The following is a 21,310-nucleotide window of genomic DNA, read 5'->3' on the forward strand; positions in this document are numbered from 1 at the left end:
CGTCCGCAACCGCGGTACTGCGGCCCAGACGGCCTCGGCGCACCGGCCGACGCGGTGCTCCACGACGACGGGGGCGCGGAACTCCTCGATGACGAGGCGGGCGCCCCCCGACCACGGGCAGCGTGGCGCCGGCCGACCACGGGCAGCGTGGCGCCCCCCGACCACGGGAGGCGTGGCGCTCCTTGACCACGGGAGGCGACCACCCCGCGGTGGGCGCGCCGGTCGCCTGCTCTGCGTAGTCGGCCGGACACCGGGCGGGTTGCCGACCCGACGGGAACATACGCGTGACCTGGATCTCCTTCGGGTCACGGGAGCAGGGTGCATAACAGAACGTAATCGGACATCACCGAGGGGGGCTTGGCCGGTCCTCTTACGGGGCCTTAACCTACGGTCTCGTAACCTACGGATTCGTAGGTAGTTCCGAATGCCCTTCTCCGTCCCCAGGAGTTCCCGTGACGCTCACTTCTCCCCACCTCGCCAGTTCCGCCGGGTGGACCGATGCGCGCCTCCTGTTCGCGTTGGAGGAGGTGGTGGAGAAGGAGCTCAACCGGCACCTCAAGGTCACCAAGGACTGGATGCCGCACGAGTACGTGCCGTGGTCGGACGCCCGTAACTTCCCCGGCTTCTTCGAGGACGGCGAGGCCTGGGACCGCTCGCAGTCCAAGGTCACCGACATCGGCCGGATCGCGCTCGTGGTCAACCTGCTCACCGAGGACAACCTCCCGAGCTACCACCACGAGATCGCCACCCTCTTCGGCCGCGAGGGCGCCTGGGGCACCTGGGTGCACCGCTGGACCGCGGAGGAGGGCCGGCACGGCATCGTGATGCGCGACTACCTGCTGGCCTCGCGGGCGGTGGACCCGGATGAGCTGGAACGTTTCCGCATGGCACACATGAGCGAGGGGTTCGAGTCCGACAACCGGCACTCGATGCTCCACTCGATCGCGTACGTGGCCTTCCAGGAGCTCGCCACCCGCATCTCGCACCGCAACACCGGCCACCAGTCCGGTGACCCGGTCTGCGACCGGATGCTCGGGCGCATCGCGCTGGACGAGAACCTGCACATGATCTTCTACCGCAACCTGCTGGGCGCGGCCTTCGAGCTCGCCCCCGACCTCACCATGGAGGCCGTGCGGGACGTCGTCGTCAACTTCCGGATGCCCGGCCACGGCATGCCCGGCTTCGAGCGCGCGGCGGCCCAGATGGCGATCGGCGAGATCTACAACCTGCGGATCCACCACGACGACGTGCTGGAGCCCGTCCTGCGCTTCCTCAAGGTCCTCCAGATCGACGGCCTGGGCCCGGAGGGCCTGAAGGCCCAGGAGGAGCTGGGGCTGTACATGAACGGCCTGGACTCCGAGGCGTCGAAGTTCGACGAGCGGCTCGCGGCGCGCAAGGCCCGGATGGCGTCCCGGGCGGCCGGCTGACCCCGCAGGAGCTCGGAGCGGATCAGCCCTGGCGGCGCTTGAGCCTGATCCGCTCCTTCTCCGAGAGGCCGCCCCACACCCCGAAGCGCTCGTCATGGGCGAGCGCGTACTCCAGGCACGCGACGCGCCCCTCGCACGCTCCGCACAGCAGCTTCGCCTCGCGGGTCGAGGAGCCGGGCGCCGGGAAGAAGAACTCCGGTCCCGTCTGGGCGCAGAGGGCGTTTTCCTGCCAGGAGAGGTCGGCGTCCAGGAGGCTGTACGGGGCGGAGGGCATCGTGTCGGTCTGCATGGAGACCACACTGGTCCGGTGGCCTAAACGCGCCATCAACGTCCGATCAACGCGGCGCGCCGAGCACCGGCGAGCGCGTTTCGGCCCGCCGTTCTCCCGCCGTCCTGCGCCGACCTGCCCCTTCGTCCCCCTTGGGCACCGCCTGGCGGCGTGATCGTGAACGGCGTGTTTCCGCCCTCCTGAGCCCATCCGTTCTGTTCCTTCCATGTGGCAGCGTGGGGGCAGACGGACAAGATCGCCGGGAGGACCGGTGACGGTCGCGGAGACCGGTCAGCGCAGACCGTTCGCGGAAGACCGGTCACGGGGATCGACGGCGGGCAGTGGGCGAGCAGCGACGGGGGCGGGACACCATGACCACCGAGACCGGCACGATGGCCGGTCCGGCCGGGGCGCAGGCCGTCCGGCGGGCCCTGGACGTGCTGCACTCCTTCCATGACAACGGGCCCGATCTGAGCGCCTCGGACCTCGCACGGCGACTCGGTCTCTCGACGTCGACCGCGCACCGCCTGGCCAAGACGCTGCTCGCCGCCGGGTTCCTGGAGCAGGACGCCGGCACCGCCCGCTACCGGCTGGGTCCGGCGGTCACGGAGCTCGGCCGGCTCTCCTACCACCAGCGCAGACTGCACCTCGCCGCCCCCGAGCTGCGCGACCTGGCCGCGCGGACCGGCACCACCGCCGACCTGGCGCTGCAAAGCGGCCCGTACGCGGTGATCGTGGCGGGCGGCCCGGTCACCCCTAGGACGGGCCTGCGGCGCCCGCTCCACGCGTCGGCGCTCGGAAGGGTGCTGCTCGCGTGGCAGGAGCACGGGCGGGAGCACGCTCACGGGGGCGGGGCGGCCACGCCCGGCGGCGGGTCGGCCCGGGTGCGGGAGCAGGGGTACGTCCTCGACGACGGCGCGGCGGAGCTCGGGGTACGGACGCTCGCCGTGCCGGTCCTGGGGCGCGACGGCCATGCGCGGTTCGCGCTCGGGCTGCGGGCCGCCCCCTCGGCGGTCCCGGACGCCCGTCTCGGCTGGTTCCTGGCGCAGGCGCGGGCCTGTGCGCGGGCCCTGGAGGTCCTGCTCCTCCCGCCGGAGGAGCGAAGGCCCCCGGAGGCGTGACGAATCCCGGAGACCTGACGGCGCCGGCCACCGCGCCCGGAGGCGGGACGTGGCCCGTACGTCGGGCGCCCGGGGGCGCCGCGGCTGCCCGCACGGCGACTGTCCGCACGATCGTGCGGACAGCCCCCTGCCGGGCCACGCCCGCGCGCCCACCCCGCCCGGCCGCTTGCCTGCCCCGCTACTCCTTCTTCGCCCTGCTCGGCTGCACCCGCTTGGGCTCGCCCGGCATCTTCGGGTACTCCGGCGGATAGGGCAGGTCACCCAGGCCGTGCTCCGCCTCGTCGCGGCGCGCCAGTTCGAGCAGGGACTCCAGGCTGAAGCGCTCGTCGTCCATGTCCGCGTGCACGTCGCCGAGTTCGGCGTACCGCGCCGGCATCGTGCGGATGTCGAAGTCCCGCGGCACCGCGTCGTCGACCTCCTCCCAGCGCAGCGGCGCCGAGACCGGGGCGTGCGGGCGGGGCCGGACGGAGTAGGCCGAGGCGATGGTGCGGTCGCGCGCGGTCTGGTTGTAGTCCACGAAGATGCGCTCGCCCCGCTCCTCCTTCCACCACCTGATCGTGACCTGGTCCGGCATCCGCCGCTCCAGTTCCCGGCCGCAGGCGATGGCGGCCCGCCTGACCTGGGTGAACGTCCAGTTCGGCAGGATCGGCACGAAGACGTGGAGCCCGCGCCCGCCGGAGGTCTTGGGCCAGCCGCGCAAGCCGTGCTCGTCGAGGACCGCCCGCAGCTCGTGGGCCGCGCGCACCGCGTCGGCGTAGTCGGTCCCGGGCTGGGGGTCGAGGTCGAGGCGCAGTTCGTCGGGGTGGTCCGTGTCCTCGCGGCGGACCGGCCAGGGATGGAAGGTGACGGCCCCCAGATTGGCCGCCCACACGACGGCGGCCGGCTCCGTCGGGCACATCTCGTCGGCCGAGCGCCCGCTGGGGAAGGTGATGTGGGCCGTCGGGATCCAGTCCGGCAGGTACTTCGGGGCGCGCTTCTGGAAGAAGGACTCGCCCGTCACGCCCTCGGGGTACCGCTCCAGGGTGGTGGGCCGGTCCCGCAGCGCCCGGGTGATGCCGTCACCGACGGCCAGGTAGTAGCTGACCATGTCGAGCTTCGTGTAGCCGGTCTCCGGGAAGTACACCTTGTCCGGATTGGACACGCGCACGGTCCGTTCGCCGACCTCGAGCTCCACCGCTGCCGCCTTGCCTGCCATGGCGGTCAGCCTAGGCCGGGCACCCATAGTGCGCATATCGGGGTGAATCCTCTCTAGACTCACCGCATGGACCTGCCGGTGATGCCCCCCGTGAAACCGATGCTGGCGAAGGCCGTCAAGAAGATCCCGCCGGGCATGCAGTACGAGGCGAAGTGGGACGGCTTCCGCGCTCTCGTGCACCGGGACGGCCAGGAGCTCTTCATCGGCAGTCGTACGGGCAAGCCGCTGAGCCGCTACTTCCCCGAGCTCGTCGAGGCGTTGCTCGCCAGGCTGCCCGAGCGCTGTGTCGTCGACGGCGAGATCGTGATCGAGCACGACGGGCGGCTGGACTTCGACCGGCTCACCGAGCGCATTCACCCGGCCGCGTCGCGGGTGCGGATGCTGGCGGAGGCGACGCCGTCCCGCTTCATCGCCTTCGACCTGCTCGCCCTCGGCGACGAGTCGTTCCTCGACACCCCGCTCGGCGAGCGCCGCGCCGTCCTGGAGAACGCGCTCGCCGGTGTCGACAGTCCGGTCCACCTCGCTCCCGCGACGACGGACCCGGCGCTGGCCGCGCGCTGGTTCGAGCAGTACGAGGGGGCCGGTCTCGACGGGGTGATCGCGAAGCCGCTCGACCTGCCCTACCGCCCGGACGAACGTCTCATGTACAAGATCAAGCACGAGCGCACCGCCGATGTCGTCGTGGCCGGATATCGCTTCCACAAGAGCGGCCCGGTGGTCGGCTCGCTGCTGCTCGGTCTCCACGACGCCCGGGGGGCCCTCCAGCACGTCGGCGTGTGCGCCGCCTTCACGGCGAAGCGGCGCGCCGAGCTCGTCGAGGAGCTCGAACCGCTGCGCATGGACCCGCCGGACGGGCACCCGTGGGCGGCCTGGTCGGACGAGTCGGCGCACGAGTCCGCCCGGCTGCCCGGCGCGCCGAGCCGCTGGTCGGGCAAGAAGGACCTCTCCTGGGTGGCCCTGCGCCCGGAGCGGGTCTGCGAGGTCGGGTACGACCACATGGAGGGCGACCGCTTCCGGCACACGGCCCAGTTCAAGCGCTGGCGACCCGACCGCACACCCGATTCGTGCGGGTACGAGCAGCTGGAGGAGCCGGTCTCGTACGATCTCGGCGAGATCCTGAGGTAAGGCGCGAAGGGCTCGGAGGACGCGAGAGGTGGGGGCGGCGCGCAGGGGACGGGGCCGGCGCCCCTCATGGCCGGGGAGGCCCCATGCCCCGTAGCCCCCGTAGCCCCGGCGGCCACGGGACTTCGAAGCTCTCGGGGTCTGCGGCGGGTTAGCTTCCAGGAGCTACGACGGGTTCGGCGATCCGACAGGCCTCGGCCCCCGGTCGCCCCGCCGCCCGACGGGCCGACGAGCCGACGGGCCGACGGGCCGGGCGGCCTCACACGTCGATTCGGGTGCCGCGAAGATCCATCGAGGCCCTTCGAAGATCGTTAAGCCTCGGGACCGACGTGAGATGCCCCACACCTGCGGTGGCCACAACCGCCCCTTCCCGCGCTGGCGTTCGGTGAACTGACGAACGATCGGATGCGCGCACCCCGGTACACCTGCGGGAACGCGACGCGGGTGGGCGGACCCTCGCGTCCGTCGCGGCGAGGGCGCCGCGCATGTGTTGCCCGGCGGTGACGGAGCCGTCGTCGAACCGGCACCCGGATCCGGTACGTATGGAGACGTGGAGAAACCCTCCGCCACCCCAGAGACCCACAAGGACCGACCGTGATCACCTCGCCCGCGCCCCTCGTCCCCGTGCCGATCCCCGACCGCGTCGCCGCGCTGATCGGGGCCTGCCTGCCGCTGCACGTGCTCCAGGCCGAGGTCGACGCCGACTGCGCCGCGCGCGAGGTGTACCGCTTCCGCGGCCCGCTGTGCCCCGAGGACCGCGCCGACCGGGAGCACGCGTTGTCCGCACTCGCCCGGGCGAACAAGATCCTGGCCAAGCACCACCCGAAGCTGCCGGTGCGCCCGGGGTTCTAGGGACTCTCGGGGGACGCGCGGAGAAGACGCTTTTCGGCCGTTCGGCGTACGCCCCCGGCGCCGCACCGGTTCGGGTGTACCCCGCATGCGGGACAGGGCCGCCGGTGTGACGCTGCGAGAGTGACGACCACCAGCGAAGCAGCGCCCGCGCCCCCCGCCGCCGAGCCTCCGGTGCTCGACAGCCGACGCCGCAACATCGTCTTCGGCACGATCATGCTCGGCGTGCTCCTGGCCGCACTGGACCAGACGATCGTGGGCACCGCGCTGCCGACGATCGTCGCGGACCTCGGCGGCGCCGCCCACATGTCCTGGGTGGTCACGTCATACCTGCTGGCGGAGACGGTCGCCACCGTCCTGGTCGGCAAGTTCGGCGACCTGTTCGGCCGCAAGGTGATCTTCCAGGTGTCGGCGATCATCTTCATCACCGGCTCCTTCCTGTGCGGCCTCGCCACCAACATGACGCTGCTGATCGTCTGGCGCGGTCTCCAGGGAATCGGCGCCGGCGGCCTCATGGTCACCTCCATGGCGCTCATCGCCGATGTCATCCCGCTGCGCGAACGGGGCAAGTACCAGGGCGCGATCGGCGCGGTGTTCGGCGTCTCGACGGTCATCGGTCCGCTCCTGGGCGGCCTGTTCACCGACCACCTGAGCTGGCGCTGGGCGTTCTACGTCAACGTCCCCATCGCGATCCTGGTCGTCATCGCGGCCGCCCGCACCATCCCGTCCGTCCGCTCGGTCGCCCGCCCGGTCATCGACTACCTGGGCATCGCACTTGTCGCCGTCGGCTCCAGCGCCCTCATCCTGGCGACGAGTTGGGGCGGGAACGAGTACGCGTGGGGCTCGGGCGTCATCATCGGGCTCTTCGTCGGCGGCCTGCTCGCGCTCGGCCTCTTCTGCTGGGCGGAGACCCGGGCTGCCGAACCCATGCTGCCCATGCGCCTGTTCCGCAATCCGGTCTTCACCGTCTGCTCGGTCCTCAGCTTCGTGGTCGGTTTCGCGATGCTCGGTGCGATGACCTTCCTGCCGACGTATCTCCAGTACGTCGACGGGGACTCGGCGACGATCTCCGGCATCCGCACCCTGCCCATGGTCGTCGGCCTGCTCATCGCGTCCATCTTCAGCGGCAACGTCGTCAGCAAGACCGGCCACTACCGGATCTTCCCCATCGCCGGCTGCCTCGTGATGGGCCTCGGGCTCTACCTGCTCTCCCTCATGGACCCGCGGACCGGTACCTGGGCGGCGTCGCTGTACATGTTCGTGCTCGGCGTCGGCATCGGCCTGTGCATGCAGGTCCTCACGATCGCCGTGCAGAACACCGTCGACTACGCGGACCTGGGCACCGCCACCTCGGGCGTCACCTTCTTCCGTACCCTCGGCAGCTCCTTCGGCACGGCCGTCTTCGGCACCATCTACGCCAACTCGCTCAGGCCGAACCTCGCGGAGGGCGTCGGGGAGGCGTCCGCACGCGCCGCGAGCCTCGGTCTGAACCCGGCGGACGTCGCGACCGCCGCGCAGAGCCCGGCGGGCGTGCACGGGCTGCCGGCGCCGGCGGCCGAGCCGATCGTGCAGGCGTACGCGGACACCCTGCACACCGTCTTCCTGTGGACCGTGCCGGTGGCGGCCGTCGGCTTCGTCGTCGCGCTCTTCCTCAAGCAGGTCCCCCTGCGCGACACCGCCCGCGCCTCCGCCCCCGACATGGGTGAGGGGTTCGCCTCGCCCACCACCAGCGGCGACTCGGCCAAGCTCCTCGAACTCTCCGTCGGCCGCATCATCCGGCGGACGGACTACGACACCGCGCGACGGATCGTGACCGGCTCGGACACGCGGCTCGACCCGGCGGGCGCCTGGGCGGTCATGCAGGTGGAACTGTTCACCCGGCTCGTCGGACACGCCAGCCTGGGGCTGATCTCGGCCGGCCGCCGGGTGCCGCCGGAGGTACTGCTCCCCGTCTTCGACCGGATGGTCGACGAGGGCTTCCTCACCCGCGACGGCAACCTGCTCTCCCACACCCGGGCCGGCCGGCGGGAGGCGGACGTCATCACCAAGGCGTGGGGCGACTGGCTGAGCACCCAGGTCGAGAGGGAGCGCGGCCGCCCCAGCGGTCCGGAACTGCGGGCGGCGACCGACGCCATCGCGAAGAAGCTGATCGCCGAGGACCTGGCCCAGGGCCTGCCGCGGGCTGGCCGGGAGCCGGTGGGCGCGGCGACACGGTGACACGGGATCCCGCCCTCAACCAGCACCGGGGAGGCCCCGGCCCCAGCCCGGGAAGCCCCGGCCCCAGCCCGCGAAGTCCCGGCCTCAGTCCAGGAAGTCCCCGTCCACGTACACCCACGCCCCCTCGTGCCGCGCGAACCGGCTGCGCTCGTGCAGCTCCCCCGGGACCCCGTCGTGCGTGAAGCCGGCCCGGAAGGTGACCGTGCCCTGCTGGTGGAAGGCCGTGCCGTCACCCGTCTCCTCGACGGACAGGCCCACCCACCGCATGCCCGGGTCGAAGTCGACGTCCGCGGGCCGCATCTGCGGGGCCCAGGTGCGCAGGAGGTAGGCCGCGTCGCGGACGACGAAGGCGCTGTAGCGCGAGCGCATGAGGAGCGCGGCGGTGGGCGCGGTGGCGGGTCCGGCGTGGAAACGGCCGCAACAGGCGCCGTAAGGGGCCTCCAGTCCGCAGGGGCAGGGCGAGGTGTCCGTCACGGCCGTTGTGGGGGCGGCGGGACGGGCGGGGCGGGTCTTGCGTCGGGACATGGGTCCATTGTCGCGTGCCGGCCGCCGCCCGCCCGCGCGAGGTGCGCGGTCAGCGGGCCTCGCGCCACATCCCCCACAGCACCGGGCCGCCGCCGGGCAGCGCGAACTCCTCGCGGACGGTGAAGCCGAAGTGTTCGTAGACCGGGAGGTTGGCGGCCTTCGAGGACTCCAGGTAGGTGGGCAGGCCCGCCGCGTCGGCCTTGGCGAGGCCCGAGCGGAGGAGGGCGGAGCCCTGACCGGTGCCCTGGGCGGCGGGGTCGGCGCCGATCAGGGCCAGGGACCAGTGGGGGTCCTGGGGGGTGTGCACGGCCGCGGTCTCGACGGCCTCGCGGAAGAGTCCGGCGCGGTCGCCGAGGATGTCCACGAGCTGCCGGATGGTCTCGTCGTCGGGCACGGCCTTCTCCTGCGCCTCGGCCGGCACCCAGAAGGCGGCCGCGGCCTCGGTGCGTTCGCAGACGCCGTTGTGGAGGTACTGCCGGGTGAAGAGCGTGGAGAAGTAGCGCTGCAGGGTCGCCTCCCGCGAGGCGTCCTCAGGAAAGAACCAGCGCATCATCGGGTCGTCGTCGAAGGCCCGGGCCAGCGTGCCGCTGATCTCCCGGGCGTCGTCGATCACGGCCGCTTCGGGCATGTTCGTCGTCGCCATACGGAACATTCTGCCCGTAAACGATCTTGAACCGTGCGGCGGGGTCCCCCTGCAGACGCACTCGGCGTCGGCAACGCGCCGAGCGCCATCCTTCGACACCGTTCGGGGGCGCGTGCCATCGGCACCGCGCCGGGCGTACGCCCGCAGGCACCAGGCCCGGGCGTACGCCGTCCGCACCGCGACGGGCCGCCCGATCGTTCAGGACGAGGGCAGCGACACCACGAACGCCGGCACCTCGCTCTTTCCGGCGAAGTAGCTCACGAGGCCGCCCCTGCCGCCGACCTCCAGGACGAGCGCTCCCGTGACGGACTGACCGGGCCGGTAGGTCGTGTCGAGCTTCGGGCCGCCGGCGGACAGCGCCGTCGTGGCCTTCTGCGCGGCCGTCCCCTCGTTCTCCCAGGTCATCCTGCCGGGGCTGGCGAACGTGCCCGCCGCGGCGCCGACGTTCTTCAGGCTGAGGGTGAGGACGAGGTAGCGGCCGGACGTGGGCCGCTTCGACGTCCCGACCTCGGCCGGTGTCGCGTACCGCGCGCCGACGGCCTTCACCTCGAAGGTCGTCCGCGCGGCGGAACCCGCGCCGGCGTTCGGCTCCCGGTCCTCGAAGCGGCCGGTCTCGCCGATCCGCAGCTCCGCGACCCGCGGCGCCTCGGAGGAGGGCGACGGCGCCTCGGACGGCGCCGCCGACGGGCTCGCCGCCGACGGGCTCGCCGAGGACGTCGCCCGGGGCGCCGTCCCGTCGGCGGAGTCGGGGGCCGGACCACAGGCCGCGAGGAGCGCGGCGAACGCCCCCGCGGTCACGGCTTCGACGGCCCGTCGCACACGCATGTCCATGATCTCCACTCCGGTGGGCGCAGGCCCTCGTCACGGGCTGCCACGAGGTCACAGCGTAGGACACGCACCCGGGAGAGCACGGCGGGACGGTGCGGGCGGCCGGGCGGCCGGGAAGCGGGGCGCGGGTCAGATGGTCGGCCGGCTCCGCAGGGGGTGGTCCGCCGGGACCTCCACGACGACGATCCTGTGTCCGTCCGGGTCCGCGAGCCACATCTCGACCAGCCCCCACGGCTCGGTGACGGGCTCGCGCAGCACCGTCACGTCCTTGCCCCGGAGCTCCTCGCGCGCCGCGCGCACGTCGGCGACCTGGAGCCAGAGACGGACTTCGGGCTCCGGCCGTGCGGCGGCGGAGCGGCCCGAGAGTTCGAGGAAGCCGCCGCCGAGGAAGTAGACGGTGCCGCGGTCGGGGCCGGTGCCGAACTCGCGGTAGACGGCGAGGCCGAGGGTCTCGCCGTAGAAGCGCCGGGAGCGTTCGGGGTCGGCCGGGCGGAGCAGGATCCGGCTGCTCAGTACGTGCATCCGAGTAGCGTACGGGCATGAAACTGACGATTCTCGGAGGCGGCGGATTCCGGGTGCCGCTGGTGTACGGCGCTCTCCTCGGCGACCACGCCGAGGGACGGGTCACCCAGGTCACCCTGCACGACCTGGACGCGGGGCGGCTGTCGTCGATCGCCCGGGTGCTGGCCGAGCAGGCCGCCGGGGTGCCCGACGCGCCGGTGGTGAGCGCGACCACGGATCTCGACGACGCGCTGCGCGGCGCGGACTTCGTCTTCTCCGCCATCCGGGTGGGCGGGCTCGCGGGCCGGGCCGCCGACGAGCGGATCGCGCTGGCCGAGGGCGTGCTCGGGCAGGAGACGGTGGGCGCCGGCGGGATCGCGTACGGACTGCGGACCCTGCCGGTGGTGACGCACATCGCCCGGCGGATCGCGGAACTCGCCCCGGACGCCTGGGTCATCAACTTCACCAACCCGGCCGGCATGGTCACCGAGGCGATGTCGCGGATCCTCGGCGACCGGGTGATCGGCATCTGCGACTCCCCGGTGGGCCTCGGCCGGCGGGTCGCGCGGGTGCTCGGCGCCGACCCGGACGGGGCGTGGATCGACTACGTGGGCCTCAACCACCTGGGCTGGCTGCGGGGGTTGCGGGTCGGCGGACGTGACATACTGCCGCGCCTCTTCGAGGACGATGCGCTGCTCGGCTCGTTCGAGGAGGGCAGGCTCTTCGGGACGGAGTGGCTGCGCTCACTGGGCGCGGTCCCCAACGAGTACCTGCACTACTACTACTTCAACCGTGAGGCGGTCCGCGCCTATCGCGAGGCGGAGAAGACCCGCGGCGCCTATCTCCTGGACCAACAGGCGGGCTTCTACGCGGAGATGGGGAAGCCGGGGACGCCTCCGCTGGACACCTGGCACCGGGTGCTCGCCGACCGGGAGGCGACCTACATGGCGCACAACCGGGAGGCGGCCGGGGTCGGCGAGCGCGACGAGGCGGACCTGGAGTCGGGGGGCTACGAGAAGGTGGCGCTGGCCCTGATGCGGGCGATCGCACGCAACGAGCGGGCCACCCTGATCCTCAACGTCCGCAACGGTCACACCCTTTCGGTGCTCGACGCGGACGCGGTGATCGAGGTGCCGTGCTTCGTGGACGCGGCCGGCGCGCATCCGGTGTCGGTGCGGCCGCTGCCGTATCACGCCGTGGGCCTGGTGACGGCGGTGAAGGCCGTCGAGCGCGAGGTGCTGGCCGCGGCGGAGAGCGGTTCACGGACGACGGCGGTCAAGGCCTTCGCGCTCCATCCGCTGGTCGACTCGGTCACGGTGGCCCGCCGGCTGGTCGACGGCTACACCGCCGAGCACGCGGGACTGGCCTACCTGCGTCCCTGAGATGGACGGCTGACGAACATCTTTACGACGTCGGGGGCGCGGCCTAGGCTCGCGCCCCATGACTTCACTGCGCCGCAGGCGTGTTCGAGGAGGAGTGGCCCGGCTCGTCGCGGGCTGTCTGCTGGCCGCGGGCCTGATCAGCACGGGTACCGCGGCCGTGGGCAGTCCGGCCGTCGCCGAGACCGGCGGGGCCACCGTCGTGCCCGTCCAGACCACCGGACCCGCGGACCGGCGGTTCAATCTGGTGGTCATGGGCGACGGGTACACCGCCGCGGAGATGCCGGCCTTCCGGGCGGACCTGGAGCGGCATCTGAGCATGCTGTGGAGCATCGAGCCGTTCGCCTCGTACCGCTCCTACATCAACGTGTGGGCGGTGGAGGTGCCGTCGCGGGAGTCGGGCGTCGACTGCGATCCCGGTCTCGACGCGCCGGCCCGGGACACCGCGCTCGACATGGGGTTCTGGGGCGGCTGCAACCCGGGCAGTGTGCAGCGGCTGCTCACCGTCGACGGCGCCAAGGCGGCCGGGTACGCCGACCTGGTGCCGGGCACGGGCCGCGCGAACCGGCAGGTCGTGGCGCTCGCCCACAGCTCCACCTACGGTGGGGCGGGCGGCAGTTACGCGACCGCGTCCGGCGGCAACGCCCTGTCGGCGCTCATCACCCCGCACGAGATAGGGCATTCGCTCGGCGGGCTCCAGGACGAGTACGACTACTACGGGCGCGGCGTGCCCGGAGGCGCGTACGGCGAGGACACCGAACCCTCCTCCGTCCACCACACGCTGCTGACGGAGCGCGAGATGCGGGAGCAGCGGGCCAAGTGGTGGCGCTGGCTCGGCGAGGAGAGCGAGTCGGGCGGGGTGATCGGCCTCCACGAGGGCGGCCTGTACAGCACGAAGGGCGTCTGGCGGCCCAGCCGTCACTCCATGATGAAGACCCTCGGTTACGCCTTCGACCAGGTCGAGCGCGAGGTGATGGTGCAGGCGGTCTCGGCCAGGGTGGACCTGGTCCAGGACCACACCGCGGACGGGGCGCCGATCGGGGCCGACCGGACGGTGTGGGTGGACACCCTGCATCCGCTGGGCGGCGAACTGTCCGTGGCATGGCGGCTCGACGGGCGCCCGCTGCGGACCGGCGGAGCCCGTGCGGTCGACCTGCGCCGGCTGGGGCTCGCCCCCGGGCGCACGTACGCGCTGACGGCGACGGTAACCGATCCGACGCCCTTCGTCCGCGACCCCGCGATACGCGCCTCGCCGGCCCTGACCCGTACGGTGAGCTGGACGGTCGACCCGGCGCTGCGCACGCCGGACGGCGCCGTGCCACCGGCGTTCACGGGGCACACGGCGACCGGCTCCCCGGTCGGCGCGCGGTCGGTCGTGCACGCCGACACCACCCATCCGGTGCGCGGGATCCCGGGCGTGCGCTGGACCCTCGACGGACGGGACGTCCCGAATCCGGGCAACGACCGGGACCTGGACCTGGGCGGGCTGCGGCTCGCCCCCGGGTCGCACTCCCTGACGGCCCGGATTCCCGGGACGCGCCAGGAGCTTCGCTGGACGGTGGACGCGCTCGCCGCCTCCGCCTCGTACGAGCTGTCGCCGCCGCTGCGGACGGTGCGCCGGGCGGGGCGGCCCGTCGAGTACGTCTACGACGGGGAGTTCACGATGCGGCTGAGCGCCCGGGACGACCGGCAGGGCGCGGTGGTGAGCCAGTTCCGGGTGGACGGCGACGGCTGGTACACCTACTACGGCTGGCCGACGGACGCTGCGGCGCCGTTCCGCTTCTCGCCTTCCGGGACGGTGATCGACGATCTCGTCTACGGCAAGCTGGGCAGGAGCAGGGCGGTGCCGTGGGACGACGCGACGCCGGACTACGGCACGCACACGGTGGAGTACCGCACGGTCGACGCGGCGGGGAACGTCGGCCGGGCGAGCGCGTTCCTGGTGACGCTGGTGAAGAGGTAGAGCTGCGCCGTCCGTGAGCACCGCCGTGGGGCGGTGGGTCCGCGGACACCAGGAGGGGCCCCCGCCGGTGTTCCGGTGGGGGCCCCTCGACGGGTACGGGGCGCGGTCAGCGCTTGCGGCCGACCGCCGCCCAGCCCGGGATCGGGTCGTCGCCCTGGACCTTGACGGGCTCGCCGAGCTCCGGGTGCCACTCCGCGGTGAGGGAGACGCCCGGCTCGACCAGGTCGAGGCCGTCGAAGAACGCGGCCAGTTCGTCGCGCGAGCGGGGCCGCAGGGTCAGGCCGCGCGCCCGGTACATGGCGGCCGCCTTCGCGGCGCCCTCGGGGTCGAAGTCCCCGGTGACGTGGGAGAGGACGAGGTAACTGCCGGGGGCGAGCTTGTCGACGATCTTGCCGACCAGGTCGTAGGCGCCGTCCTCGTCGCCGACGAAGTGCAGCAGCGCGAGCATCGACAGGGCGATGGGCCGGTCGAAATCAAGGACCTTTCCGGCCCTTTCGAGGATCAGCTCGGGGTCGCGGGCGTCCGCCTGGATGTACTCGGTGGCCCCTTCCGGGGTCGAGCGCAGCAGCGCGGCGGCGTGCGCGAGCACGATCGGGTCGTTGTCGCAGTAGACGATCCGGGACTCCCGGGCGGCCCCCTGCGCGATCTGGTGCAGGTTGGGCTCGGTCGGGATCCCGGTGCCGACGTCCAGGTACTGGCGTACGCCCTGGGCGCTGAGCCAGCGGATGGCGCGGTGCATGAAGGCCCGGTTGACGCGGGCCATGTCCCGGCCGCGGGCGTCGACGGTGAGGAGCTGGCGTGCCATCTCCTCGTCCACCGGGTAGTTGTCCTTGCCGCCCAGGAACCAGTCGTACATGCGCGCGGGATGCGGCTTGCTGGTGTCGATGCGTATCCCGCTGTGGGGGGATGCGGCGTCCTGGGTCATCGGCTCTCCTCGGCGGGACGAACGGTGCTGCCAACAGCAAGAGTTACGCGATCTGAGGGGTGGGACGGAAGTGGTCAGGTGAGCAGGAAATCAGCCTGACCTGATTTCGCCCCCTGGATGAACGCGGCGATCTCGCCGTGGGTGTAGATGAGCGCGGGTCCTTCAGGGTCTGCGGACTGTCGCACGGCGACCCTGCCGTCGGCCAGCTTCATGGCCTCCACGCAGTTGCCCCCGTTCCCGCCGCTCCACGGCTTGTGCCATCCCTCGGCACCGAGCTCAGCGGCGGGCATGCCGTTGTATATGCGATCCATTCACAGCTCCTTGCGGAGATCCCGGAAGATCTCCTTCGTGCGTTGTGCAGTCGCGGCCTGGGCCGCCATGCGGTCCATGACCTCGAGGTGGGATGCCACCTCGGGGCGCGCGTCGAGATAGACGGCGCCGGTCAGGTACTCGCTGTAGACCATGTCCGGGAGTTCGGGCATGGCGAAGCGGAAGAGGACGAACGGTCCGTAGGTGCCGGGGTGGTGGCCGGACCGGAACTCCGCGATCTGCAGGGTGACGTTCGGCAGCTCCGAAGCCTCGAGCAGCCGGTCGAGCTGGGCGCGCATCACTTCGGGCCCGTCGCCGACCGGTCGGCGGAGGACCGTCTCGTCCATGATCACCCAGAACTTGGGCGCGTCCTCCCTGGTCAGCAGGGACTGGCGCTCCATGCGGAGGGCTACATGGCGCTCGATCTCCTCGGCATCGCTGCCGCCGACGGCCCCGCTGCGCAGAATGGCACGGGCGTAGTCCTCGGTCTGGAGCAGGCCGGGGACGAACTGGGGCTCGTAGGCCCGGATGAGGCTCGCCGCCCCCTCCAGGCTGACGTACATGGAGAACCAGCCGGGCAGCACGTCATGGAACCGCTGCCACCAGCCGGGGAGGTTGGCCTCCTCCGCGAGGGCCACGAAGCCCTCGGCCTCGGAGTCCGTGATGCCGTACGCCTGCAGCAGGAGCTGGACGTACGGGATCTTGAGCGAGACCTCGGCCGTCTCCATGCGCCGGATCGTGGCCGGGGCCACCCGCAGGATCTTGGCGGCCTCTTCCCTCTTGAGGCCGGCCCGCTCGCGCAGATCCTGCAGGCGCCTGCCGAGGACGACCTGTCCCACTGTCGGGGCGGACCGCGGCTCGCTCACTCTGAAGTCCTCCCCGACGCGCTGATTTCGATGAGAGTGTGCCACGAACACCGCCAGAGAGAACACAGCACTCTGCATTTTTCAGAGTGCCACTTGCCAAGTGTCCGACTCGGGAGCAGAGTATTCCGGTGAACCAGTACGCATGCCGTGCGCTCCTTTGCGCGGAACGCGTACGGAACTCCCTCCTGCCCACAGTTGTGAGGATCGGTCGTGGCTTCTGGTAACGCGCAGCCCTCAGGTCTCATGAGTCCCCGCGTCATGACCCAGCGCACACGACCGCACACCCAGGTCCGCCGCTTCGCCTTCGAGCTGCCCGCGCGCACCGACACGGTCGCCCGCGCCCGGCTGCTCGCCGAGGAACGGCTCATCCTCTGGGGCTGCGACGCCGAGATACGCGACACCGTCGTGCTCGTCGTCTCCGAGCTCGTCACCAACGCCGTCGTGCACACCGCGAGCACCCGCTTCGTGTGCGAGCTGCGCGAGGGCGAGGAACGGCTCCGGATATCCGTGCGCGACGAGGGCGGCCCCGCCGGCCCCCGCATCCGCGACTGCGGCGAGGAGGAGCGCGGCCGGGGACTCGTCCTGGTCGACGCGCTGTGCAGCGCCTGGGGCGCGGACCGCACCGGTCACGGCACGGCGCAGATCGTCTGGGCGGAACTGGAGCACGGCACGGGAGAGCCGTGCTGAGGTCCATGGCGACGCTGCTCGCCCCCCGCGTCCGCAGGAGCCCCGAGAACCCGCCCGGCAGATCCCCCTCCTCCGCGCCCCTCGGCGTGACCCGGCTGTCCCCGCCCGTCGACCTGCCGGCCACCCTCGGCTGCGACGCGGTCGGCGTGCCCGCGCGCTACGGCTTCCGCATCCTCTCCCGGCTGCCCGCCAAGGGCTGCGTCTACGCCGACGGCGACTGGTGGTGGTGGCTGGTCCCGGCCGCCTCCGACGACGACCTGACCTGGCCCTTCCCGGGCTGCTACGCCCCCGGCGCGGTGATCCCGGACCGCCGTCCGCGGCTGATCCACCACCCCGACGGCGACTCCCCGTACACCCCGCCCATCCCCCTGTACCTGCTGATCTGCCAGCTGACCGGGATCGCGCCGGAGTGGGGCGTGCCGCCACAGGTCCGCAGCGCCCTGTGACGCGGGCCGGGAGACCGTAGGGTCGCCCCATGTTCTCCCCCGAGGGCCCCACACTCCGCGAGCTGACCATTCAGGCGCTGTCGTCGGTCGAGCACGGTTACGACCTGCTCGCGAGCAAGTTCGACGCCACGCCCTTCCGCACTCCGGACCGGCTGCTCGCCGCCGTCGCCGACGCCCTGGAGCCGCTCGGCCCCTTCGGATCGGGCCTCGACGTCTGCTGTGGCACGGGCGCGGGGCTCCCGGTGCTGCGTTCGGTGTGCGCAGGCCGGATCACCGGGGTCGACCTCAGCGGCGGGATGCTGGCCGAGGCCCGCGCCGCCCACCCCGCGGCCACCCTCGTCCGGGCCGACGCCCTGGCCCTGCCCTTCGCGCCCGTCTTCGACCTGGCCGTCAGTTTCGGGGCCTTCGGTCACTTCCTCCCCGCCGAGCAGCGCACCCTCTTCGCGCAGGTCCACGCCTCCCTGCGGCCCGGCGGCGTGTTCGCCTTCCCGCTGCCGGCCCCGCCCCGCGTGGGCTCCGCCCCGTACTGGACCCTGTGGGGTTTCGACGCGGTGATGCGGCTGCGCAACGCGCTGTGGCGGCCGCCCTTCGTCATGTACTACCGGACCTTCCGGCTCTCGGACGTCCGCGAGCGCCTCGAAGCGGCCGGCTTCCACACGGAACTGCACGCGCTGCCGTCCCTGGGAACGCGCGGGGACGGCAGCCCGCGGTGCCGGCTGGTCGTGGCCCGCAAGGGGCTGGAGCGGGAGGCCGCGCCTCGATCATGATGCGTACATGACGCAGACCTCGGCCACGGCCGAACACCGGCGGACGCGGCGCAGACTCGTGGTCTTCCTCGCGATGACGGCCGTCCTCCTGCTGCCCCTGGCCGCGGGGCTGTGGTTCACCGCGGAGAGCGCCGTCCGCAACCGGAGCGGCAGCGACTGGCAGGCCAACCACGCGACGAGGCTGATGCTGCAGCGCACGGCCATGACGCTGGTGGGCCTGCCCCTGGCCGGGGCGGCGTGCGGATGGATCACGGCCTCGCTGCGCGGAAGGAGCGCCCGGGTGCCGACGGCCGCCGGCCTGCTGATCGGCACGATCGCCCTGTGGGCCCTCGGGATCGCCGACGTCTTCGCCACCTTCACGTCCGCCGGCGGCTCGTTCCTCTTCTGAACCGCCTCGCCTCTGCACGCGAAAGGACCCCGACTCGCGTCGGGGTCCTCTCTGTGGTGTCCGAGGGGGGACTTGAACCCCCACGCCCGATAAAGGGCACTAGCACCTCAAGCTAGCGCGTCTGCCATTCCGCCACCCGGACAAGGTGTCTGCCGCCCGCGGCGTTCCCCGCGGCGACATGGATAACTCTACCAGGGGTTCGAGGTGCCTTTCACCAGCGTTTCCCGTGGTCAGCGAGCGGGGCCGGCCGTGTCGTCCTTGATCCGGTCCCGTGGTCCCGGCCGTCGTACAGGGTGTGCCCCTGCGTGTACGCGGAGTGGAGACGCCCGGCCTGTTCCGTCGTCCGGGCCGCCCCGGGCCCCTCCGTACGTACGCGGGACCGTCCCGCGTACGTACGGAGGACAGAACCGCCTCCGCCCTGGGGCGCACGGGGCGTCGCCGCTTTCCCGGGGGCGGCTGCACCTAGCCTGCGCCGGGTGAGCCTTTCTCCCCCGCCGCCGACGCCCTCCTACCGCAGGCCGCGGATGCTGTCGCCGCTGCGGGAGCATCTGCGGGACACCTTCTGGTTCGCCCCGGTCGCGGCCATGGTCGCGGTCTTCGGGGTGTGGTGGGCCTGCGCCGCGCTCGACCAGGCGATCGTCGAGTCCCTGCAGGAGCAGGGCGAGTACGAGGCCGTCGCCGATCTCGTCTCGATCGCCCAGGACGCCCAGACCGTCGTGACGACGGTCAGCTCGGCGATGATGACCTTCATCGGTGTCGTCTTCTCCATCTCGCTCGTCGCGGTGCAGATGGCGAGCGGGCAGTTCACCCCGCGCGTGGTGCGGATCTTCGTCCGCAGCCGCATCACCAAGGCGACCCTGGCGGTCTTCCTCTCCACCTTCCTGCTGTCGCTGCTCGTCCTCACCTCGTACGAGAGCGACACCGACCCGCGGCTCGTCACCAGCGTGCCGTTGCTGCAGTCGGTCCTGACGCTGCTGATGGTCGGCCTGAGCCTGCTGCTCTTCGTCGCCTACGTGAACTCGACGCTGCGCCTGATGCGGGTGAGCCACGTGATCGACCGGATCACCCGGGAGTCCTTCCGGGTGCTCACGAAGATGCCCTGGTACGCGGGCGGGGACGGCGACCTCGGTCCGGTGACCGGGCACGTGGTGCACCGCGGCCACGCCGGGGTCCTGCGCGACGTGAACGTGGCGCGGCTGGTCCGGGCCGCACGTCGCCACGGGCTCGTGCTGCGGCTGCTGCCGCGGATCGGGGACTTCGTGGTGCCGGGGACGCCGATCCTCGCGGTGCACGGCGGCACGGCCCCGAGGGGGCTCGCGTCCTCGGTGTCGGTGGGGATCGAGCGGACCTTCCACCAGGACCTGGGCTTCGGGCTGCGGCAGCTCGCGGACATCGGGCTGCGGGCCCTGTCGCCGGCCGTGAACGACCCGACGACGGCCGTGCAGTGCCTGGACCGGATCACCCAGTTCCTGGCGGCGCTGGCCCGGCGGCCGCTTGGCGCGGTCGCCTACCGGGACGGGCGCGGCGGCGCCGGGGCGGTGCGGTTCGTGCAGGACGTGCCGGGGTGGACGGACCTGGTGGACCTGGGTTTCGCCGAGCTCCGGGCGTGCGCGACGAGCAGCCCGCAGGTGTCGCGGCGGATGCTGGCCGGGTTCGACGACCTCCTGTCGCTGGTGCCGGAGGAGCGGAGGGCGCCGCTGCTGCGGCACCGTGCGCTCCTGGTCGAGCTGGTGGAGCGCGCGGTGCCGGCGGCGGCGGACCGGGACTTCGCCCTGGAGGCGGACCGTCAGGGAATCGGCTGACGGCGACCGGCCGGCTCCGGCGCTTCCCGCGCGGCGAGTGGACGTGGGCGCGGGAGCGGCGGGCGAAGGAGAGGGAGTCGACCGGGTTCTCCCGTGCGGCGTCCTGGGTGGGAGCCCGACGCCCCCCGACGCCGGCTCCGTGGAAGCCATTGACCACGACGACCCCGTCCAGGTCCAGTCCTGCCCGGAAGTCCGTCAGGTCGGTGTCGAGGGCCGCGACGAGTGCGGGCTCGGTGCGGGGGTCGCCGGGCAGCGGGCCGCCGGGGCGGGTCCGGGGGGCCGCGTCCGCGGGCCCGCCGATGACCGGGGAGGACTCAGCCGCCGCTCCCGAAGGCGGCGAGGCGCCTCCGGGGCGCCGGTCAGCCGGTCCATGCCGGCGTCCTTCCACGGCACGTCCCCGTGTCCCGACGGAATGGGGTTCACCGCACCTGGGTCAGGCGGGCGGAGACGACGACGTTGCCCGCGTAGCCGCCGTCCTGCGCGTACGGGCCGCCGCAGGTGATGAGCCGGAGCTCCGCGCTGCCCGTGGAGCCGTAGACCCGCCCGGCGGGGAAGCCCTCCTTCGGGACGACCTCGACGCCGTACACGGTGAAGACGGCCGTGCGCCCGTCGGACCGCCGGATCTCGACCCGGCCGCCCGGGGCGAGCGCGCCGAGGTCGTAGAAGACGGCGCGGCCCTCGGGAGTGTCGACATGGCCGACGACGACGGCCGTCCCCCGCTCCCCCGGAGTCACGGCACCGCCGAACCAGCCGGCGAGATTGCGGTCGTCCGGCGGCGGGGCCTCGATCCAGCCCTCGGGATCCAGGCCGACGCGGACCACCGGAGCGTCGATCCTCAGACCCGGCACGCGGACCCGGACGGGGGGCGAGGCGGACAGCGGCGCGACGACCGCGGCCGGGACCCGGCCGCCCGAGGCCGCGGCGGCCAGGGGCTGCGGGGGCCCGTCGGCCGGCCACTCGCCGGCACCGCCGCGCACGAGGTGGACGCCCACCAGCAGGACGACGGCGACGACGCCCCAGGCGCCGCGCCGGTCCGGCCCGTTCGACCCCTGCACGTCCGTTCCGCCCTCTCCTCGGTGTGG

Annotated in this window: 22 protein-coding genes and 1 tRNA gene; 12 read left to right on the top strand and 11 right to left on the bottom strand. The window is 72.6% G+C overall.

Annotation, left to right across the window (positions count from 1 at the left end):
• The first annotated feature begins 452 nt into the window (after window positions 1-452).
• A complete protein-coding gene (locus ACGF1Z_RS05230; RefSeq protein WP_393000035.1) occupies window positions 453-1,427 on the top strand; it encodes an acyl-ACP desaturase in 975 nt (324 codons plus the stop codon).
• A 22-nt stretch (window positions 1,428-1,449) separates the two neighbouring features.
• Here ACGF1Z_RS05230 and ACGF1Z_RS05235 read toward each other — a convergent pair whose 3' ends face one another.
• The gene (locus ACGF1Z_RS05235; RefSeq protein ID WP_393000037.1) at window positions 1,450-1,716 is read right to left on the bottom strand and encodes a WhiB family transcriptional regulator; all 267 of its coding nucleotides are present in this window, start codon (window positions 1,714-1,716) and stop codon (window positions 1,450-1,452) included.
• Window positions 1,717-2,066: 350 nt separating this feature from the next.
• Here ACGF1Z_RS05235 and ACGF1Z_RS05240 point away from each other — a divergent pair, with 350 nt between their 5' ends.
• Window positions 2,067-2,816 (top strand): IclR family transcriptional regulator, encoded by a 750-nt coding sequence (locus ACGF1Z_RS05240; protein ID WP_393000039.1) that lies wholly within the window; start codon window positions 2,067-2,069, stop codon window positions 2,814-2,816.
• A 178-nt stretch (window positions 2,817-2,994) separates the two neighbouring features.
• Here ACGF1Z_RS05240 and ligD read toward each other — a convergent pair whose 3' ends face one another.
• Window positions 2,995-4,011 carry a non-homologous end-joining DNA ligase gene (gene ligD, locus ACGF1Z_RS05245; protein ID WP_393000041.1) on the bottom strand — a complete coding sequence of 339 codons (1,017 nt, stop codon included), beginning with the start codon at window positions 4,009-4,011 and terminating at the stop codon, window positions 2,995-2,997.
• A 66-nt stretch (window positions 4,012-4,077) separates the two neighbouring features.
• Between ligD and ACGF1Z_RS05250 the strand changes: the two genes are divergently transcribed.
• The 3 genes from ACGF1Z_RS05250 to ACGF1Z_RS05260 all read left to right on the top strand — a co-directional run bounded on the left by ACGF1Z_RS05250 (window position 4,078) and on the right by ACGF1Z_RS05260 (window position 8,199).
• On the top strand, window positions 4,078-5,136 hold the full coding sequence (locus ACGF1Z_RS05250) for an ATP-dependent DNA ligase (RefSeq protein ID WP_393000043.1): 1,059 nt from the start codon (window positions 4,078-4,080) through the stop codon (window positions 5,134-5,136).
• Window positions 5,137-5,727: 591 nt separating this feature from the next.
• Complete coding sequence (locus ACGF1Z_RS05255) at window positions 5,728-5,985, top strand: hypothetical protein (protein WP_393000045.1); 258 nt, start codon at window positions 5,728-5,730, stop codon at window positions 5,983-5,985.
• A 120-nt stretch (window positions 5,986-6,105) separates the two neighbouring features.
• Window positions 6,106-8,199 (top strand): MDR family MFS transporter, encoded by a 2,094-nt coding sequence (locus ACGF1Z_RS05260; RefSeq protein WP_393000047.1) that lies wholly within the window; start codon window positions 6,106-6,108, stop codon window positions 8,197-8,199.
• Window positions 8,200-8,283: 84 nt separating this feature from the next.
• Here ACGF1Z_RS05260 and ACGF1Z_RS05265 read toward each other — a convergent pair whose 3' ends face one another.
• From ACGF1Z_RS05265 to ACGF1Z_RS05280, 4 genes are all read right to left on the bottom strand, one after another.
• Entirely contained in the window at window positions 8,284-8,724 is a 441-nt protein-coding gene (locus ACGF1Z_RS05265; RefSeq protein ID WP_393000049.1) for a YchJ family protein, read from the bottom strand.
• 49 nt (window positions 8,725-8,773) lie between these two features.
• The gene (locus ACGF1Z_RS05270; RefSeq protein WP_393000051.1) at window positions 8,774-9,367 is read right to left on the bottom strand and encodes a GNAT family N-acetyltransferase; all 594 of its coding nucleotides are present in this window, start codon (window positions 9,365-9,367) and stop codon (window positions 8,774-8,776) included.
• Window positions 9,368-9,565: 198 nt separating this feature from the next.
• Window positions 9,566-10,192 (bottom strand): DUF4352 domain-containing protein, encoded by a 627-nt coding sequence (locus ACGF1Z_RS05275; RefSeq protein ID WP_393000053.1) that lies wholly within the window; start codon window positions 10,190-10,192, stop codon window positions 9,566-9,568.
• Between the two features lie 132 nt (window positions 10,193-10,324).
• Window positions 10,325-10,717 carry a VOC family protein gene (locus tag ACGF1Z_RS05280; RefSeq protein ID WP_393000055.1) on the bottom strand — a complete coding sequence of 131 codons (393 nt, stop codon included), beginning with the start codon at window positions 10,715-10,717 and terminating at the stop codon, window positions 10,325-10,327.
• A 17-nt stretch (window positions 10,718-10,734) separates the two neighbouring features.
• On the opposite strand from ACGF1Z_RS05280, the gene ACGF1Z_RS05285 reads away from it, so the two are divergent.
• Both ACGF1Z_RS05285 and ACGF1Z_RS05290 read left to right on the top strand, forming a co-directional pair.
• Window positions 10,735-12,078, top strand: a complete 1,344-nt coding sequence (locus ACGF1Z_RS05285) for a 6-phospho-beta-glucosidase (protein WP_393000057.1) — start codon at window positions 10,735-10,737, stop codon at window positions 12,076-12,078.
• A gap of 58 nt (window positions 12,079-12,136) precedes the next feature.
• Window positions 12,137-14,038: a M64 family metallopeptidase gene (locus ACGF1Z_RS05290; protein WP_393000059.1), complete on the top strand. Its 1,902-nt coding sequence runs from the start codon at window positions 12,137-12,139 to the stop codon at window positions 14,036-14,038.
• Between the two features lie 106 nt (window positions 14,039-14,144).
• Here ACGF1Z_RS05290 and ACGF1Z_RS05295 read toward each other — a convergent pair whose 3' ends face one another.
• The 3 genes from ACGF1Z_RS05295 to ACGF1Z_RS05305 all read right to left on the bottom strand — a co-directional run bounded on the left by ACGF1Z_RS05295 (window position 14,145) and on the right by ACGF1Z_RS05305 (window position 16,138).
• Complete coding sequence (locus ACGF1Z_RS05295) at window positions 14,145-14,963, bottom strand: SAM-dependent methyltransferase (protein ID WP_393000061.1); 819 nt, start codon at window positions 14,961-14,963, stop codon at window positions 14,145-14,147.
• Window positions 14,964-15,037: 74 nt separating this feature from the next.
• Entirely contained in the window at window positions 15,038-15,274 is a 237-nt protein-coding gene (locus tag ACGF1Z_RS05300; RefSeq protein ID WP_015037566.1) for a DUF397 domain-containing protein, read from the bottom strand.
• Window positions 15,275-16,138 carry a helix-turn-helix domain-containing protein gene (locus ACGF1Z_RS05305; protein WP_393000063.1) on the bottom strand — a complete coding sequence of 288 codons (864 nt, stop codon included), beginning with the start codon at window positions 16,136-16,138 and terminating at the stop codon, window positions 15,275-15,277. It lies immediately after the preceding gene.
• A 258-nt stretch (window positions 16,139-16,396) separates the two neighbouring features.
• Between ACGF1Z_RS05305 and ACGF1Z_RS05310 the strand changes: the two genes are divergently transcribed.
• Genes ACGF1Z_RS05310 through ACGF1Z_RS05325 form a run of 4 tightly spaced genes read left to right on the top strand, consistent with a single transcriptional unit; the run spans window position 16,397 to window position 18,426 of the window.
• On the top strand, window positions 16,397-16,825 hold the full coding sequence (locus tag ACGF1Z_RS05310) for an ATP-binding protein (protein ID WP_393000065.1): 429 nt from the start codon (window positions 16,397-16,399) through the stop codon (window positions 16,823-16,825).
• A gap of 5 nt (window positions 16,826-16,830) precedes the next feature.
• Entirely contained in the window at window positions 16,831-17,271 is a 441-nt protein-coding gene (locus tag ACGF1Z_RS05315) for a hypothetical protein (protein ID WP_393000336.1), read from the top strand.
• Window positions 17,272-17,300: 29 nt separating this feature from the next.
• The gene (locus ACGF1Z_RS05320) at window positions 17,301-18,038 is read left to right on the top strand and encodes a methyltransferase domain-containing protein (RefSeq protein WP_393000067.1); all 738 of its coding nucleotides are present in this window, start codon (window positions 17,301-17,303) and stop codon (window positions 18,036-18,038) included.
• 7 nt (window positions 18,039-18,045) lie between these two features.
• Window positions 18,046-18,426: a hypothetical protein gene (locus ACGF1Z_RS05325; RefSeq protein WP_393000069.1), complete on the top strand. Its 381-nt coding sequence runs from the start codon at window positions 18,046-18,048 to the stop codon at window positions 18,424-18,426.
• A 54-nt stretch (window positions 18,427-18,480) separates the two neighbouring features.
• On the opposite strand, the gene ACGF1Z_RS05330 is transcribed toward ACGF1Z_RS05325, so the two are convergent.
• A tRNA-Leu gene (locus ACGF1Z_RS05330) sits at window positions 18,481-18,568 on the bottom strand.
• A 382-nt stretch (window positions 18,569-18,950) separates the two neighbouring features.
• On the opposite strand from ACGF1Z_RS05330, the gene ACGF1Z_RS05335 reads away from it, so the two are divergent.
• Window positions 18,951-20,228 (top strand): DUF2254 domain-containing protein, encoded by a 1,278-nt coding sequence (locus ACGF1Z_RS05335; protein ID WP_393000338.1) that lies wholly within the window; start codon window positions 18,951-18,953, stop codon window positions 20,226-20,228.
• A 419-nt stretch (window positions 20,229-20,647) separates the two neighbouring features.
• Here ACGF1Z_RS05335 and ACGF1Z_RS05340 read toward each other — a convergent pair whose 3' ends face one another.
• On the bottom strand, window positions 20,648-21,283 hold the full coding sequence (locus ACGF1Z_RS05340; RefSeq protein ID WP_393000071.1) for a class F sortase: 636 nt from the start codon (window positions 21,281-21,283) through the stop codon (window positions 20,648-20,650).
• Window positions 21,284-21,310 lie beyond the last annotated feature (27 nt).

Source organism: Streptomyces sp. NPDC048018 (assembly GCF_043202995.1).
Taxonomy (GTDB): domain Bacteria; phylum Actinomycetota; class Actinomycetes; order Streptomycetales; family Streptomycetaceae; genus Streptomyces.

Coding starts and splice junctions, on each gene's coding strand:
- ACGF1Z_RS05275 (WP_393000053.1), bottom strand. CDS start 10,192: ATGCGTGTGCGACGGGCCGTCGAAGCCGTGACCGCGGGGGCGTTCGCC.
- ACGF1Z_RS05315 (WP_393000336.1), top strand. CDS start 16,831: ATGGCGACGCTGCTCGCCCCCCGCGTCCGCAGGAGCCCCGAGAACCCG.
- ACGF1Z_RS05310 (WP_393000065.1), top strand. CDS start 16,397: ATGACCCAGCGCACACGACCGCACACCCAGGTCCGCCGCTTCGCCTTC.
- ACGF1Z_RS05280 (WP_393000055.1), bottom strand. CDS start 10,717: ATGCACGTACTGAGCAGCCGGATCCTGCTCCGCCCGGCCGACCCCGAA.
- ACGF1Z_RS05325 (WP_393000069.1), top strand. CDS start 18,046: ATGACGCAGACCTCGGCCACGGCCGAACACCGGCGGACGCGGCGCAGA.
- ACGF1Z_RS05295 (WP_393000061.1), bottom strand. CDS start 14,963: ATGACCCAGGACGCCGCATCCCCCCACAGCGGGATACGCATCGACACC.
- ACGF1Z_RS05240 (WP_393000039.1), top strand. CDS start 2,067: ATGACCACCGAGACCGGCACGATGGCCGGTCCGGCCGGGGCGCAGGCC.
- ACGF1Z_RS05290 (WP_393000059.1), top strand. CDS start 12,137: ATGACTTCACTGCGCCGCAGGCGTGTTCGAGGAGGAGTGGCCCGGCTC.
- ACGF1Z_RS05235 (WP_393000037.1), bottom strand. CDS start 1,716: ATGCAGACCGACACGATGCCCTCCGCCCCGTACAGCCTCCTGGACGCC.
- ACGF1Z_RS05265 (WP_393000049.1), bottom strand. CDS start 8,724: ATGTCCCGACGCAAGACCCGCCCCGCCCGTCCCGCCGCCCCCACAACG.
- ACGF1Z_RS05300 (WP_015037566.1), bottom strand. CDS start 15,274: ATGGATCGCATATACAACGGCATGCCCGCCGCTGAGCTCGGTGCCGAG.
- ACGF1Z_RS05320 (WP_393000067.1), top strand. CDS start 17,301: ATGTTCTCCCCCGAGGGCCCCACACTCCGCGAGCTGACCATTCAGGCG.
- ACGF1Z_RS05335 (WP_393000338.1), top strand. CDS start 18,951: ATGCTGTCGCCGCTGCGGGAGCATCTGCGGGACACCTTCTGGTTCGCC.
- ACGF1Z_RS05285 (WP_393000057.1), top strand. CDS start 10,735: ATGAAACTGACGATTCTCGGAGGCGGCGGATTCCGGGTGCCGCTGGTG.
- ACGF1Z_RS05270 (WP_393000051.1), bottom strand. CDS start 9,367: ATGGCGACGACGAACATGCCCGAAGCGGCCGTGATCGACGACGCCCGG.
- ligD (WP_393000041.1), bottom strand. CDS start 4,011: ATGGCAGGCAAGGCGGCAGCGGTGGAGCTCGAGGTCGGCGAACGGACC.
- ACGF1Z_RS05250 (WP_393000043.1), top strand. CDS start 4,078: ATGGACCTGCCGGTGATGCCCCCCGTGAAACCGATGCTGGCGAAGGCC.